Origin of the sequence: Brevibacterium sp. K11IcPPYGO002 (assembly GCF_050920635.1) — a bacterium.
In the GTDB taxonomy this organism is placed as follows: Bacteria; Actinomycetota; Actinomycetes; order Actinomycetales; family Brevibacteriaceae; genus Brevibacterium.
Window position 1 is genome coordinate 2352547 of sequence record NZ_CP131929.1, and the last position, 14849, is coordinate 2367395.

Annotated in this window: 14 protein-coding genes; all 14 read right to left on the reverse strand. The window is 66.6% G+C overall.

The genetic code is table 11. From position 1 onward, the window contains the following. Positions 1 to 112 precede the first annotated feature (112 nt). Entirely contained in the window at positions 113 to 1036 is a 924-nt protein-coding gene (locus QYM46_RS10695; protein ID WP_432788911.1) for an RluA family pseudouridine synthase, read from the reverse strand. Continuing rightward, a complete protein-coding gene (locus QYM46_RS10700) occupies positions 1029 to 1565 on the reverse strand; it encodes a signal peptidase II (protein WP_432788912.1) in 537 nt (178 codons plus the stop codon). The genes QYM46_RS10695 and QYM46_RS10700 overlap by 8 nt, the downstream gene beginning before the upstream one ends. Positions 1566 to 1689: 124 nt before the next feature. Then, positions 1690 to 2490 carry a DivIVA domain-containing protein gene (locus QYM46_RS10705; RefSeq protein WP_432788913.1) on the reverse strand — a complete coding sequence of 267 codons (801 nt, stop codon included), beginning with the start codon at positions 2488 to 2490 and terminating at the stop codon, positions 1690 to 1692. A 303-nt stretch (positions 2491 to 2793) separates the two neighbouring features. Then, positions 2794 to 3093 (reverse strand): YggT family protein, encoded by a 300-nt coding sequence (locus QYM46_RS10710; protein ID WP_169252471.1) that lies wholly within the window; start codon positions 3091 to 3093, stop codon positions 2794 to 2796. Between the two features lie 95 nt (positions 3094 to 3188). Beyond that, positions 3189 to 3710 carry a cell division protein SepF gene (locus tag QYM46_RS10715; RefSeq protein ID WP_432788914.1) on the reverse strand — a complete coding sequence of 174 codons (522 nt, stop codon included), beginning with the start codon at positions 3708 to 3710 and terminating at the stop codon, positions 3189 to 3191. Between the two features lie 78 nt (positions 3711 to 3788). Continuing rightward, positions 3789 to 4547 (reverse strand): peptidoglycan editing factor PgeF, encoded by a 759-nt coding sequence (gene pgeF, locus QYM46_RS10720; RefSeq protein ID WP_432788915.1) that lies wholly within the window; start codon positions 4545 to 4547, stop codon positions 3789 to 3791. Between the two features lies 1 nt (position 4548). Beyond that, entirely contained in the window at positions 4549 to 5730 is a 1182-nt protein-coding gene (gene ftsZ / locus QYM46_RS10725) for a cell division protein FtsZ (RefSeq protein ID WP_432788916.1), read from the reverse strand. 238 nt (positions 5731 to 5968) lie between these two features. After that, positions 5969 to 6724, reverse strand: a complete 756-nt coding sequence (locus tag QYM46_RS10730) for a cell division protein FtsQ/DivIB (protein ID WP_169252475.1) — start codon at positions 6722 to 6724, stop codon at positions 5969 to 5971. Between the two features lie 5 nt (positions 6725 to 6729). Next, positions 6730 to 8145 (reverse strand): UDP-N-acetylmuramate--L-alanine ligase, encoded by a 1416-nt coding sequence (gene murC / locus QYM46_RS10735; protein WP_432788917.1) that lies wholly within the window; start codon positions 8143 to 8145, stop codon positions 6730 to 6732. A 2-nt stretch (positions 8146 to 8147) separates the two neighbouring features. After that, positions 8148 to 9248, reverse strand: coding sequence for an undecaprenyldiphospho-muramoylpentapeptide beta-N-acetylglucosaminyltransferase (murG, locus tag QYM46_RS10740; RefSeq protein WP_432788918.1), 1101 nt, complete (start codon positions 9246 to 9248; stop codon positions 8148 to 8150). A gap of 1 nt (position 9249) precedes the next feature. Next, positions 9250 to 10779, reverse strand: a complete 1530-nt coding sequence (gene ftsW / locus QYM46_RS10745) for a putative lipid II flippase FtsW (RefSeq protein ID WP_432788919.1) — start codon at positions 10777 to 10779, stop codon at positions 9250 to 9252. A 1-nt stretch (position 10780) separates the two neighbouring features. Then, positions 10781 to 12304 carry a UDP-N-acetylmuramoyl-L-alanine--D-glutamate ligase gene (gene murD, locus QYM46_RS10750; RefSeq protein WP_432788920.1) on the reverse strand — a complete coding sequence of 508 codons (1524 nt, stop codon included), beginning with the start codon at positions 12302 to 12304 and terminating at the stop codon, positions 10781 to 10783. Further along, positions 12297 to 13385: a phospho-N-acetylmuramoyl-pentapeptide-transferase gene (gene mraY, locus QYM46_RS10755; RefSeq protein WP_169252480.1), complete on the reverse strand. Its 1089-nt coding sequence runs from the start codon at positions 13383 to 13385 to the stop codon at positions 12297 to 12299. Before mraY ends, murD begins: the two co-directional genes overlap by 8 nt. After that, entirely contained in the window at positions 13385 to 14848 is a 1464-nt protein-coding gene (locus QYM46_RS10760) for a UDP-N-acetylmuramoyl-tripeptide--D-alanyl-D-alanine ligase (RefSeq protein WP_432788921.1), read from the reverse strand. The genes mraY and QYM46_RS10760 overlap by 1 nt, the downstream gene beginning before the upstream one ends. Position 14849 lies beyond the last annotated feature (1 nt).

Consider the following 14849-nt stretch of genomic DNA (forward strand, 5'->3'; position numbering starts at 1 on the left):
TGTTGCTCCCGGCACGTGGCTCCGGGGACCCTGCACGCGCAGTTCAGCGCGGCGTGTCGCTCAGCAGCCGGGTTCCGGCACCAGCAGTGGGCGGCGCGGCCGGCCACCGGTGTCAGCTCGGCCGGATGCGGTCGAGCGCGGTCTGCAGGTCCTCGGGATACCCGCTTTCGAATTCGACCCACTTCTGCGTATCGGGGTGGTGGAAACCGAGCTTGACGGCATGCAGCCATTGGCGTTCCAGTCCGAGTTCCTTCGCCAGCACCGGATCGGCGCCGTAGGGCAGATCGCCGACGCAGGGATGTTTGGTGGCGGAGAAATGGACGCGGATCTGGTGAGTGCGTCCGGTCTCCAGGTGGACCTCGACGAGTGCGGCACGGCGGTGGGCTTCGATCACTTCGTAGTGGGTGATCGCGTTCTTGCCTTCGGTGCGCACCGCGTAGAGTCCGTCGTGTTTGGGATGCCGGGCGATCGGGGCATCGATGGTGCCGAGCACAGGGTCGGGCAGTCCCTGCACGACCGCATGGTAGGTCTTTTCCACCGTGCGTTCCTTGAAGGCGCGTTTGAGCACGCTGTAGGCGTATTCGCTCTTCGCCACGACCATGAGTCCCGACGTGCCGACATCGAGTCGCTGCACGATGCCCTGACGTTCGGGCGCGCCGGAGGTGGCGATGCGGAATCCTGCTGCGGCGAGACCGCCGACGACGGTGCGTCCGGTCCAGCCGAGGGCCGGGTGTGCTGCCACGCCGACGGGCTTGTCGACGACGACGAATGCATCTTCGTCGTGGACGATGCGCATTCCCGGCACGGGATCGGGCACGACCTCGAGCGGCTTCTTCGGCTCGGGCATCATGATGTCGAGTCGTTCACCGGCGATGACGCGATCGGACTTGATGACCGGGCGCCCGGACATCTCCACTCCCCCGTCGGCGCAGATATCGGCGGCCGCAGTGCGGGAGAGACCGAGCAGCTTCGACATCGCAGCATCCACGCGCTGGCCGTCGAGTCCCTCGGGGACGAGGATGGATCGTTCAGTCATAAGAGTCCTCTTTCACGCGGGTGGAGTCCGATCCGTCGATGTCGATGCCCCTGAGGCTGACGATGACGAGGGTCACTGCGGCGGCGGAGATCGCGATGTCCGCGACATTGCAGATGAACAGAGACAGATCGATGAAGTCGACGACGGCGCCGTGCAGGAACGACGGTTCGCGGAAGAGCCTGTCGACGAGGTTGCCGAAGAGACCGCCTAAGAGCAGACCGAGGCCGATCGCCCAGGCCCGCGACCCGAGCTTGCGAGAGATCACGAGGATGGCCATGAAGACGCCGACGGCGATGATCGGGAAGATCCACGTCACATTCGACCCGAGGCCGAGCGCGGCTCCGGGGTTGCGGTAGAAGGTGAATCCGGCCAGGGAGCCGATCACCGGAACCGGAGGCTTGTCTTCGAGGAAGGTGACGGCGAGGAACTTGGTGAACTGATCGATCACGAGCACTGATGCTGCGATTGTGAACAGCAGGACCATCATGGCGGCGCGAGGTCGTTTCACCCGTGAGGCAGGATCGTTCATTTGGTTCATTCTAGACCACTGCCGACGGTGCCGGATGCAGGCGTGTGGCGGCGGAGTGTGCGGACACGACGGAGGCCCGGGCACTCCGCAGAGTTCCCGGACCTCGGTCGCTGGTGCGCTGGGATCAGAGCTTGTGGTTCGAGGAACCGCCCAGCGGGCCGTTTCCGTCGAGGGTCTCCGGAGCCAGGCTCGTGGAGTTCTCGAGGTCACGCAGCTGATCGTTGAGGTAGCTCTTGAGGCGAGTGCGGTACTGGCGCTCGAAGTTCGAGAGCTGGTCGATCGAACGCTCGAGCGTCGATTTCTGCGATTCGAGGGTCGACAGCGTCTCGTCGCGCTTGGATTCGGCCTTGCCGACGATGTCGGCTGCTTCCTTCTCAGCGCCCTTGATGAGCTCGTCGCGCTTGCGCTCACCTTCGGCGACATGCTCGTCGTGGACGCGCTGAGCCAGAGCGATGAGACCATGAGCGTCTCCGTCGCCCGCTGCGGCAGCGCCGAGGCCGGCACCCGCGGCTCCACCGGCGGCACCGGCTGCCATAGCAGGTGCAGCAGAGCTGTCCTTGGGGGCCGGAGCGGCTTCCTTGACGGCCGGGGCCGGGGTCTCTTCGACCGGTGCCGGAGCGGCAGATGCCTCGGCCGGAGCCGGAGCCTCTTCCTTCTCTTCGGGTGCGGGAACGGCTGCGGGCATCGCCTGAGTGGCGTCGATGTCCTCTGCCGGTGCCGCGGAGGCGCCGCCGGCTTCGAGTTCCTTCACACGCTGTTCGGCGGTGGAGAGCTTCTGACGCAGCTCGTCGTTCTCCTGGTAGAGACGGCGAATCTCAACGACGACCTCATCAAGGAAATCGTCGACTTCGTCCTGGTCGTACCCGTCGCGGAACTTCACATGCTGGAACCGCTTGTTTACTACGTCTTCAGGCGTGAGCGCCATGAGGTCACCTTCAGTCGATCTACATTCATTACGCTGCCGCCCCGAAGGACGGCTTCAACGTCACATTAGCGTAACACCTGCAGTTTTGTCCCGCAGTAATGGCGTGTCTCGCATTCAATGACGAAGTTTTCCGCATCCGAGGCTAACAAGCCGAGCACGCGGACAGCCAATTATGGTGAGTATATTCACCATCCATCCGGTCATCACGCAGACGATTCACGATAGCCGACCGAAGAGATCCGGAGGCGATTCCCGGTGCCCATTCACAGTGATTCGTCAGCCGAGGTCACCGCGGCGAGGGCATCAGGCGGAGGTGTGCGAGAGGTTGAAGAACACCGACGCGATGATCTGGATGCCGATGAGCAGGACGATGAATCCCAGGTCGAGCGAGACCTGCCCCAGACGCAGCGGCGGAATGATCCTGCGCAGCAGCTTCAGCGGCGGATCGGTGAGTGTGTACACGATCTCGGCGAGGACGAGGAGGAAGCCGGTGGGCCGCCAGTCGCGGGAGAACACCTGGACCAGGTCGAGCACCACGCGCGCCAGGAGCACGTACACATAGAGGCTCAGCGCTGTACCGAGGATGTAGAAGATGATGGCCACGTGGGTCCCCCGCGCCTTTCGTTGTTGCTTGAGAGTTCTGAGGCTTCAGCCTATCGGCTCCAGCTGAGGACGAGTTGAGAGTGTCCAGGCGCCGTTCAGCTCTGGTTGAAGAAGCTGGCCTGCGTGTCCGAATCCGCTTCGTTCTCGCCGGCGACCTCGATGTTCTCGGGGGTGAGCAGGAAGACCTTGTTCGTGACCCGTTCGATCGAGCCGTGCAGACCGAAGATCAGGCCGGCGGAGAAGTCGACGAGACGCTTGGAGTTGTTCTCGTCCATCTCCGAGAGATTCATGATCACCGGGGTGCCCTCGCGGAAGGCGGCGCCGATGACCATGGCGTCGTTGTAGCTGCGGGGGTGGATGGTCCTGATGCGATTCATTGAGGTTCCTGGCGCCGGGGTGTCTACGGGACGGATCGGTGACGGATGGATCGGCGTCACCGGAGCCGGGGTCCGTTCTTCCGCTGCCGCCGGGGCGTCGGAGTCGTCGACGTCGTCGAAGGTCTCGACGACCTCACGGTCGCGGCGCGCCGATTCACGACGGTCGGTGTGCTGGGTGGTGGTCTCGTCCTCTTCTTCGACGAAACCCAGGTATTCCAGCGTCTTCTTGATTGCTGACATGTCTAAAGCTCCTCGGACTTCGGCACTTGCTCACCTGTCGCCCAAACTATCGCACCCGGGCATCCGGTCCGGTGAGTCCTATGGGTGTGTCGCGGTCTTTTCTTCCTGCAGCCAGATGATCCCGGCGAACCTCCCCGTGCGCTTCTGCCGGCGGTAGGAGAAGAGGTCCTCGGATTCCTTCGTGCAGGTGCGTGAGAAGTGATCGATGGCCACATCGGCCCGGCGCAGCTGTTCGGCCACCGCTCCGGCGACGTCGAGGGCCGGTGTGCCGGTGACCGACACCGAGGCGGCTGTCGGCTCGATCGCCGCGACCTCGCTCCTCAGCTCCGGTGGGACTTCGTAGCAGCGAGGGCAGACGGACGGTCCGATGACTGCATGGATGTCCCGAGCGCCCGCGTCGCGCATTGCGGCGATCGTCGAGCCGATCACACCCGCGGCCATTCCCGGGCGTCCCGCATGGACGGCGGCGATGACGCCCGCCTCGGCGTCGGCGAGCATCACCGGGGTGCAGTCGGCGACCATGATCGCCAGGCCCACTCCGAACACGGTCGTCAGCTGGGCATCGGCCTCGACCGGTTCCTGCCGCAGCTGTGCTTCGTCGCTGATGATGTGCACATCGGTTCCGTGCACTTGGGAGACGAACGAGAGCCGCTCGCCGCTCAGGCCGATGACCTGAGCGAGAGCGGCTCGGTTGGCTGCGACGAGTTCGTCATCGTCTCCGACGTGGCGGGCGAGGTTGAACGAGGAGAAGTCCCCGCTCGAATAGCCGCCGTGCCGATCGGTGAAGGCGACGTGGGCGGTGCGTCTGCCCGGGATGACGAACCTCGAGCGCAGCATATTACTTGAGGAAATCCGGGATATCGAGATCGGAGTCGAAGTTCGAACTGCTCCGTTCGCCCGGCAGGGAGGCAGGAATCTGGTGCTCCTCGCTGCGTCGGGGGGCAGGTGCCGGCTCATCGGCCTCAGGCGCTTCGGTCTCGGGTTCGGCGACGACGGGCGACTCGGGCTCGGCCGGAGCGGCGGCCGGGATCGGCGCGGGGATCTGATCGGATCCGGCGACCTCCGCATTCGGGGAGGTGTTGTCGAACCCGGCGGCGATGACGGTCACTCGGCATTCGTCGCCGATGTTGTCGTCGATGACCGCGCCGAAGATGATGTTCGCTTCGGGGTGCGCGGCCTCCTGGACCAGGCGTGCAGCCTCGTTGACCTCGAAGAGTCCGAGGTCGCCGCCGCCGGTGATGCAGAACAGCACTCCGTGGGCGCCGTCGATGCTGGCTTCCAGCAGCGGGGAGGCGATGGCGGATTCGGCGGCCTGCACGGCACGGTCGTCGCCGGTTGCCGCACCGATGCCCATGAGCGCAGTGCCGGCATCCTGCATGACCGACTTGACGTCGGCGAAGTCGAGGTTGATCAGTCCCGGGACCGAGATGAGGTCGGTGATGCCCTGGACACCGGAGCGCAGGACCTCATCGGCGGAGCGGAATGCTTCGACGACGGAGACGCTGCGATCGGAGATCGAGAGCAGACGGTCGTTGGGGATGACGATGAGGGTGTCGACCTCTTCGCGCAGCGCCGCGATTCCGGCTTCTGCCTGCGCGGAACGACGGCGTCCCTCGAAGGTGAAGGGGCGGGTCACGACGCCGATGGTCAGTGCGCCGAGCGAGCGGGCCACGCGGGCCACGACGGGGGCAGCGCCGGTTCCCGTGCCGCCGCCTTCGCCGGCGGTGACGAAGACCATGTCCGCACCTTCGAGCGCGTCGCGGATGGCGTCTTCGGAGGATTCGGCTGCCTTCTTGCCGATCTCCGGGTCCGCGCCGGCGCCGAGTCCGCGAGTCTGGTCACGGCCGATCTCGAGCTTGACATCGGCGTCGGACAGGACGAGAGCCTGGGCGTCGGTGTTGATTGCGATGAACTCCACGCCGCGCAGGCCGACGTCGATCATCCTCTGTACAGCGTTGACACCGCCGCCGCCGGTTCCGGCAACTTTGATGTCCGCTCCGGATTGTGGGAATTCAGCCAAGTCGGTTCCTCGTCTCAAGCGCTTGCGCTCCGCAGGGTCTGCGTGCGCATTCGGTCTGTGTTCTCTGCCCTGAGGCTATTGGGCGGGGCAATCTCACTGCAACCATTCTCGCCGGAGTGTCGGGGTTCGGCCAAACTTCACACCCGGTGTGTCGGGGCCAAACGGCGGCAATCGCAGTGGCTGCCCCGTGCGGTGCGAACGAGCGGCGTCCCGGACCGCTGCTCGTGCCCACCGAGGATCAGTCGGTCACGGGTACCGAGGGCACGGAGACGTCGATCTCGGTACGGCCTTCGGCAGCGAGTTGGGCGGCGGTGCGCACCTTGAGGCTGGAGTCGGTCGAATCGCCGAAGACGACCGTGGCCTTCTGCTTGCCGGTGTCGAGTCGCCCCTTGAGGCTCATGGAGTCCTCGGCCTCGATCGTCACCAGCTGTCGGCGCAGCTCCGGTCGCAGATCGCCCATGAAGCGGATCACCGCGGCGACGGTCTCTCGGTCCGGCTGGTGTCCGCCGCCGCTGAGCACGGTGAGCTTCTTGGGCGCTGTGTCGACCGTCCCGAGATCGACGGCCTCTGAGTCGTAGAGACGGTAGCCGGATGCGCCTTCGATCGCGATGACGGGGGTGCGGTCCGTGATGTCGATCTTCAGGGCCCGGGGGCCTGCATAGTGGACGGAGGCGGCTTCGGCTTTCGGGAACTCCCCCAGCACGGAGTCCTCGACCGCACCCGGGCGCACCTGCGGCAGGGGTCTGCCGCCTTGACCGTCGAGCACGAAATCGCTGACCGTGTCGGTGTCGATCAGCTCGCTGCCGCTCACCTGCACCTTCTGCAGGGACAGCAGGGGTGAGAACCAGGCGACGGCGACGAGGGCGATCAGCGCGGCCACGATGCCGATGGCGATGAGGCGTCGACGCCAGGTCTGCCGGCGGCGAGCCCTGATGACTCCGGTGAGGTCGGCGGTGGAGTTGTCTCCGGACCGGGCCGGGGGAAGCGGCACCATGGGCCTCAGCCCTCCAGTGCGCTCAGCAGCTCGGGTCCGAGGATCGTCACGTCGCCGGCTCCGACTGTGAGCACGAGATCACCGGGCTTCACCCGTGCCGCGACGAACGGGACCGCCTCGGCGAAGGACTCCAAGAAGGCCACGTTCCCGTGCGGGACCCTGTCGGCGATGAGCGCTCCGGTGACTCCCGGCACGGGATCTTCGCGGGCGGGGAAGACGTCGAGGACGACGACCTCATCGGCCAAGCCGAGGGCCTGTCCGAACTCCTCCCGGAATTCCATCGTCCGCGAATACAGGTGCGGTTGGAAGATCGCCCAGACCCGTCCGCCGTCGGTGACGACTCCGCGGGCGGCGCTGAGCACCGCACGGACCTCGGTCGGGTGGTGGGCGTAGTCGTCGATGACGCGCACTCCGGCCGCGATGCCGCGTTCTTCGAAGCGCCGGCGCGTGCCCCCGTAGCCGGCGAGCCCGGCGGCCGCGCGTTCGACATCGGCGCCGAGGCTGTGGGCCACGGCGATCGCGGCGGTGGCGTTGAGCGCGTTGTGCATGCCCGGCTGCCGCAGTTCGACCCGCAGCTCGTCGTCGCGGCCGGGCAGGTCGAGGACGAAGGTCGAGCCGATTCCGGAGTCGAGGTCGCGCAGCACGAGATCGGCGTCGACGGAGGTGCCGTAGAGGACGACATCGGCGCCCTGGCTGCGGGAGTGCAGGGCGACGTCGTGGGATCCCGGGTCGTCGGCGCAGGCGATGATCGTCCCACCCCGGGTTTGGATGCCGTCGCAGAATTCGATGAAGGCTTCGCGCACCTTCTCCGGAGTCCCGTAGTGGTCGAGGTGGTCGGCTTCGACGTTCGTGAGGATGCCGATCGCCGGTTCGTACAGGAGGAACGACCCGTCGGATTCGTCGGCCTCGGCCACGAAGACGTCTCCGGTGCCCAGGTGGGCATTCGTGCCCGTCGTCGACAGCACTCCCCCGATGACGAAGGACGGGTCGACTCCGCAGGCCTGCAGTGCCACGGTGGTCATCGACGTGGTCGTGGTCTTCCCGTGGGTGCCGGCCACGGCCACGGCTCGCCGGTCGACCATGAGAGAGGCGAGAGCCCCGGAGCGGTGGAGGATGCGCAGCCCACGTCGCTGTGCTTCGACGAGTTCGGGGTTGTCCTTGCGGATGGCCGAGGAGATGACGAGGGTGTCGGCTGCCCCGAGGTTCTCGGCCGAATGTCCGATCGTGACCGTGGCGCCCAAGGTCCGGAGAACATCGACGACGTTGGATTCCTTCGCGTCGGAGCCGGAGACGTCGACTCCGTTCATGACCATGATCCGGGCGATTCCGGACATTCCCGAACCGCCGATGCCGATGAAGTGGACGGCTCCGAGTTCGCCGACGGGAACGATGTTCGCAGGACTCGTGTTCGCAGAGGTCATGGTCAGCCTTCCAATGCACGATTGACGATGGCGGCCATGCGGGCCGCGGCATCGGTGGGGTAGTTGAGGTTCAGTGCCGCTCGGCTCATCTGCGCGAGTCGCGATGCGTCTGCGAGCAGCGGCAGGATGGTCTCGACGACCGTCGACGGTGAGAAGTCGGCATTGTCGACCATGAGCGAGGCACCGGCGCTCACGCTGCCGGAGGCGTTGAGGCGCTGTTCGCCGTTGCCGATGGCCAGGGGCACGTAGAGCGCGGGGACGCCGGCGACCGTGGCTTCGGAGACCGTGGCTGCTCCGGAGCGGGCGACGAGCAGATCGGCGACCGCGTAGGCCCGGTGCATTCCGTCGACATAGTCGACGACGTGGTAGTCGCTCAGTTCGGCTGCGACCTCGCGCAGCGCTTCGCCCTTTCCGGCTCCCGTGATGTGGAGGACCTGGATGCCGGCCTCCTGGCATGCGGTCGCGGTGGCGAGGAAGGCCTCGTTGATCTTCTGTGCCCCGGAGGAGCCCCCTGTGACGACGAGGACAGGGCGGTCATCGCGCAGACCGAGATCGGCACGGAATCCTGCACGCCGTCCTTCGTCGCTGCGGTCGAGATCGGTGATCTCGGTGGGCATGGGCATGCCGACGAGAGTCGAACCCGGCAGCTGCGTGTCCGGGAACGTGATGCCGACGCGCCCCGCTGTGGTCAGTCGGGCGCCGAGGCGGTTGGCCATTCCCGGCTTCGCATTGGCCTCGTGGACGATCAGCGGGATCCTCGCCTGTTTGGCGGCGAGGAACGCCGGTGGGCACACGTAGCCCCCGACGCCGACGACGGCGTCGATGCCGCGAGTGGAGATGATCTGCTTGACGGCGGAGATATTGCCGCGGAAGCGAAACGGGAATCTCAGCAGGGCGGGACTGAGCGACCGAGGCATGGGCACCTTGTCGATGGTGAGCAGCTCGAATCCGGCGCGGGGAACGATTTCGGCCTCGAGCCCGTCGGGAGTGCCCAGCGCCACGACATCCCAATCGGGGTGCTGCCGGGCCAGCTCACGGCCGATCGCCAGCATCGGCGAGATATGGCCGGTGGTGCCTCCACCGGCGAGGAGGATGTTCGTCATCTCATTTCCTTTTCTTGCGGGCAAGCACGGCGAGCGAGGATCGCAGGCGATCCCTGTTGGCGGCGATGGCCGCCTCGGCGCCCGGCTCGGTGCGAGCGAACGACAGCACCACACCGACGGCGAGCAGCGAGGCGATGATCGAGGAGCCGCCGTAGGACACGAACGGCAGAGGCAGACCGATGACCGGCAGCATTCCGGTGACGACGCCGATGTTGATTCCGGCCTGGCCGATGATGAGGGCGAAGAAGCCGGCGGTGGCGACCTGGACCATGAGGCTGTTCGAGCGCATCACCACCCGGACCATCCCGAAGCCGAGGACGGCGAAGATGAGGATGACGACGAGGGTGCCGACGAGGCCCAGCTCCTCTCCGATGATGGCGAAGATGAAGTCGTTGTGGGCTTCGGGCAGCCAGGACCATTTCTCACGGCTGGCGCCGAGTCCGACTCCCAGCCATCCGCCCGAGGCCAGGGAGAACAGTCCGTGGTTGGACTGCCACGCCTGCCCCATGGTGTCCGCGGCGGACTGATCGGCATGTCCGGTGAGCATCGCCTGGATGCGGTCGAGACGGTTCTGGGAGCTGAGGACGAAGAAGGTGACCGCCGCAGCGAGCACGCTGCCCAGGAGCAGGAAGTACTTCATCGGGAACCCACCGACCCACAGGCAGACGATCGCCATGGCCATGATGACCAGGCCGGTGCCGAGGTCGTTGCCGGCGACGACGAGTCCGGCGGCGGCGAGGACTCCGGGAACGACGGGGATCATGGCGTGGCCGAAGGTGGTCATCTTCCCGGCCTTCTGGGCCAGGATTAAGCCGAGCCACAGGGCGAGGGCGACCTTGAGGAACTCCGAGGGCTGGATCTGGAATCCGCCGACGCCGATCCAGTTCGCGTTGCCCTTCGTCTCCTTGCCGAGGCCCGGGATGAAGACCGCTGCCTGCATGGCGAGGCCGCCGATGATCGCGAACCAGGCGGTCCGCTTCCAGAACTGCAGCGACATCCGGCTCGCGATGTACATGAGGACGAGGCCGACGCCGGCGAACATCGCCTGTTTGTTGAAATAGGCGAACGATGAGCCTGCTCCCCCGTCGTAGGAGGTGATCGATGAGGCGGAGAGCACCATGACCAGGCCCAGCCCCGTGAGCAGCACGACGGAGACGAGAATGAGGAAGTAGGTCGTCAGCGGATGAGCGGAGAGTCCGGAGATGTCGCCGCGCACATGATCCCATGCGTTCCGGATCGCCGAGGCGGTCGTGTTCTTCCCGACGACCTTCGCAGGCTTCCTCGCAGGTTTCTTCCCGGTTGCCTTCGCCGGATTCTTCCCGCCGGCGGCTTTCCTCGTAGCGGTCTTCGTGGCAGATTCCGTGGCGGCGGACTTCCCCGCACGGGCCCGTGTGGCGGACTTCACGTCCGCAGGCTTCGTCGCGGTCGCTCCGAGGCTCTTCGACGTCGACGGAGTCGCTGCGGAGACAGTCGCCTTCGCACGCTTGCGGCGGCGACGTTCAACCGCCTTCGCGGTGGCCTGCCGTCCCATCTCAGCGCTCCAGGTGCGTGTTGACGGCCTCGGTGAACAGTTCGCCGCGAGTGTTGTAGTTGAGGAACTGGTCCATGCTCGCGGCCGCCGGTGCCAACAGAACGGTGTCGCCGGGTTCGGCCAAGGCCGCGGCAGCGTCGACGGCGGCCGCGGCGACCGCCTCGCCGCGGCGCTTCGGGACTCCCGAATCCACGGCCAGGGCCGGTTCGATGCGGACGACGTCGAGGTCGGGGATGGTCGCGGCGATGGCCTCGCGATAGGCCGAGTCGTCGGAGCCGATGAGCACGAGCGCCTTGAGCCGGTCGCGGTGGTCGGCGAACAGAGAAGTGAAGTCCGCGCCTTTGGGCAGTCCCCCGGCGATCCAGATGATCGAGTCGAACGCGGCCAGTGAGGCATTCGCGGCGTGAGTGTTCGTCGCCTTCGAATCGTCGACCCAGCGGATGCCGTCCGCGTCGGCGACGGTGACCATGCGGTGCGCTCCGAGCGAATGGTTCTGCAGTCCCGCAGCGATCGCCTGACCGGGCACGTCGATCGCGCGTGCCAGGCAGGCGGCGGCCAGAGCGTTGGCGACCTGGTGCGGGGCCGGCTGCGACCCCGCGACGCCGGTGGCGGCCGCCACATCGTCGAGGGAGGCGAGTTCGGCGGCCGAGGAGTAGCGCTGCGGGATGAAGGCCCGGTCGACGAGCAGGTCGTCGACGACGCCGAGTTCGCCGGGGCGGGGCACACCGGTGGTGAAGCCGATGGCCTTGGCTCCTTCGATCACGTCGGCGTCCTCGACCATGTGCAGTGTCACCTCGTCGGCGCAGTTGTAGACGCAGGCGAGCTTCGCATTGTGGAAGATCTTCGCTTTGTCTGCCGCATAGGCCTCGGCGCTGCCGTGCCAGTCGAGGTGGTCGGGGGCGATGTTGAGCACGGCCGCGGCGTCGGCGCTCATCGACTCCTGCCAGTGCAGCTGGAAGCTCGAGAGTTCGATCGCGAGAACCTCGAGCCCGGGTTCGAGCACCGCCTCGAGCAGCGGGGTGCCGATGTTGCCGCAGGCCTTGGCCTTGAGCCCGGCGGCCAGCAGCATCGACTCGAGCATCGTCGTGGTCGTCGTCTTGCCGTTCGTGCCGGTGATGGCCAGCCATTTGGCATCGTTCGTCCCGCGGATCCGCCAGGCGAGTTCGACTTCACCGATGACGGGGATGCCGGCCTCTGCTGCGGCCGCGAGCACGGGTTGGTCGGGGCGCCACCCGGGCGAGGTGACGACGAGGTCGAGCTCGCCCTCGGGCAGAGCCTCGACGTGGTCGGGACCCCGGCGGATGTCGACGTCGAAGACCTCGAGGATATGCGCCTTCTCGCTGACATCGGCCGTGTCGTCGCCGTCGATGACGATGACGTCGGCGCCGCGTTCGCCGAGGTGGACGGCGGCGGGGAATCCCGTCACGCCGAGGCCGGTGACGAGGATGCGCAGTCCGGCCAAGGATGAGCTCGGGCCGCTGAGCGCGGCCGGGATCTCCTTGGGGGTGGTGGGGTCATCAGCCAACGCGGGCCACCCAGTCGGCGTAGAACAGGCAGATTCCGGCGATGACGAAGAGGGCGGCGATGATCCAGAATCTCACCACGATCGTCACTTCCGCCCAGCCCTTGAGCTCGAAGTGGTGCTGGAGCGGCGCCATTCGGAACACGCGCTTGCCGGTGGTTTTGAAGGAAGCGACCTGGATGATCACCGACAGGGTGATGATGACGAAGAGTCCGCCGAGGACGATGAGCAGCAGCTCGGTGCGCGACATGATCGCCAGTCCGGCGAAGGCACCGCCGATGGCCAGCGAACCGGTGTCGCCCATGAAGATCTTCGCCGGGGAGGTGTTGAACCACAGGAAGCCGAAGCAGGCGGCGGCCATGGCCCCGGCGACCATCGCGAGGTCACGGGGGTCGCGCATGTAGTAGCAGGCATTCGTGGCCTCGGACATGAGGTTGCAGTTCTGCGTCGACTGCCAGGTGCCGATGACGACATAGGCGGCGAAGACGACCACCGAGGCACCGGCGGCCAGACCGTCGAGCCCGTCGGTGAGGTTGACCGCGTTCGAGACGGCGGTGACGATCAGGTTCGCCCAGATGACGAACAGGATGAGTCCGAGGATCGCTGAGCCGAAGGCGAGGTCGAGGTTCGTGTCGCGGATGAACGAGACCTTCGTCGACGCCGGGGTCTCGCCGAAGGAGTTCGGGAACTGCAGGGCGAGGACGGCGAAGGAGATTCCGACGAAGGCCTGGCCGATGAGCTTCGGTGTCGGGCGCAGGCCCAGCGACCGCTGCTTCTTGATCTTGATGAAGTCGTCGAGGAACCCGACGACCGCCAGTCCCGCAGCCAGCCACAGCACGAGCAGACCCGATGCCGTGGGCACGGAACCGGTGAACAGATGTCCGAGCAGGTAGGCGAGCACCGCGGCGCCGATGATGACGACGCCGCCCATGGTCGGGGTCCCGCGCTTCGTCGCATGCGAGGTCGGACCGTCGTCACGGACGAACTGGCCGTACCCCTTCCTGACGAGCACCCGGATGAACAGCGGGGTGCCGACGAGGGCGAAGATGAGAGCCAGGCAGGCTGCGAGCAGTACGGCAATCATCAGGCCCCCGATACTCCGGCGATTTCGTCTCCCAGGTAGCGCAGACCGGCGTCGCGGGAGGATTTGAACAGGACGATGTCGCCGGGTGCGAGTTCGGAATTGAGAAGATCCCTCGCCTCGGCCGCGGTGGGTACCCAGGCCGCCTCGTTGCCCCAGGAGCCCTCGAGGTTCGCAGCGTTGAAGATCGGCTTGGCGCCGTCGCCGACGACGATGGTGCGAGTGATGTTGAGGCGCACGACGAGTTCGCCGATGTCCGAGTGTGCGGACACCGACTCATCACCGAGTTCGAGCATCTCGCCGAGCACGGCGAAGGTGCGACGCGGGCTCGTCTCCTCGTCACCGCGGCCCATCGAGGCCAGGGTCTTCAGGGAGGCTCGCATGGATTCGGGGTTCGCATTGTAGGCGTCGTTGAGCACGGTCACGCCCGTCGGCGAGTCGATGAGCTCCATCCGCCAGCGGCTGGCCGCCGAGGAGGTCGACAGGGTCGTGACGATCGACTTCGTCGACACTGCGCAGGCGTGGGCGATGGCGGCTGCCGCCAGAGCGTTGCCGACGTGGTGTTCGCCGATGAGCGCCAGTCGCACATCCCGCGGCTCTTCACCGGGCAGGGTGAGGGTGAACGTCGGGTGACCGGAGGAATCCGTGGACACAGAGGTGCCGCGCACGACCCGGTCGTCGGCCCCGACCCATTCGGGCAGGGACTCACGCTGTGAGAACCACAGGGTGGACACGTCGGGAGCGAGGACCTCGCGCATTGCGGACACGCGGGTGTCGTCGGCGTTGAGCACGGCGGTGGATCCGGCCGTCAGCGACTCGACCAGCTCGGCCTTGGCCCGAGCGGTGTTCTCGATCGACCCGAAGACTCCGGAGTGGGCGGTGCCCACGGCGAGTTCGACGGCGATATCGGGCCGGATGAGGCTGGTCAGATAGGCGAGGTTGCCGATCGACCGGGCCCCCATCTCGAGGACGAGGAAACGGGTGGACTCGACCGCCCGCAGGGCCGTCAGCGGGACGCCGACCTCGTTGTTGTAGGAGTTCGGCGGCCACACGGTCTCGGCAGCACCTGCGAGGAGGTCGGCGGCGAGGTCCTTCACGGTGGTCTTGCCGACGGAGCCGGTGATCGCGATGACGGTGATCTCGCCGTCTGCGCGCAGGCCTTCGATGCTGTGCTTGGCCAGCTGGCCGAGCGCTTCGGTGGCATCGGCGACGACGACGACCGGCAGCGGCTCATCGTCGATGGTGGGGACGGATTCGCCGATGATCAGGGCCGCTCCCGCCTCGACGGCGGCGGCGGCGAATTCGATGCCGTCGAAGCTCTCGCCTCGGCGGGCGACGTAGATATCGCCGGGTCCGACTTCTCTCGAGTCGGTCACCACACCGGCGGTCAATGGGGTCTCGGGGTCGATGCCGTACAACTCGCCGCTCAGGGCGGTTGCGATCTCGGCTGCAGTCAGTCGCTTCATA

Excerpts from the sequence above, each read along its gene's own strand:
- murG (WP_432788918.1), bottom strand. The coding sequence starts at position 9,248 with ATGACGAACATCCTCCTCGCCGGTGGAGGCACCACCGGCCATATCTCG.
- ftsW (WP_432788919.1), bottom strand. The coding sequence starts at position 10,779 with ATGGGACGGCAGGCCACCGCGAAGGCGGTTGAACGTCGCCGCCGCAAG.
- mraY (WP_169252480.1), bottom strand. The coding sequence starts at position 13,385 with ATGATTGCCGTACTGCTCGCAGCCTGCCTGGCTCTCATCTTCGCCCTC.
- QYM46_RS10695 (WP_432788911.1), bottom strand. The coding sequence starts at position 1,036 with ATGACTGAACGATCCATCCTCGTCCCCGAGGGACTCGACGGCCAGCGC.
- QYM46_RS10760 (WP_432788921.1), bottom strand. The coding sequence starts at position 14,848 with ATGAAGCGACTGACTGCAGCCGAGATCGCAACCGCCCTGAGCGGCGAG.
- QYM46_RS10715 (WP_432788914.1), bottom strand. The coding sequence starts at position 3,710 with ATGTCAGCAATCAAGAAGACGCTGGAATACCTGGGTTTCGTCGAAGAA.
- murC (WP_432788917.1), bottom strand. The coding sequence starts at position 8,145 with ATGACCTCTGCGAACACGAGTCCTGCGAACATCGTTCCCGTCGGCGAA.
- pgeF (WP_432788915.1), bottom strand. The coding sequence starts at position 4,547 with ATGCTGCGCTCGAGGTTCGTCATCCCGGGCAGACGCACCGCCCACGTC.
- QYM46_RS10700 (WP_432788912.1), bottom strand. The coding sequence starts at position 1,565 with ATGAACGATCCTGCCTCACGGGTGAAACGACCTCGCGCCGCCATGATG.
- QYM46_RS10705 (WP_432788913.1), bottom strand. The coding sequence starts at position 2,490 with ATGGCGCTCACGCCTGAAGACGTAGTAAACAAGCGGTTCCAGCATGTG.
- QYM46_RS10730 (WP_169252475.1), bottom strand. The coding sequence starts at position 6,724 with ATGGTGCCGCTTCCCCCGGCCCGGTCCGGAGACAACTCCACCGCCGAC.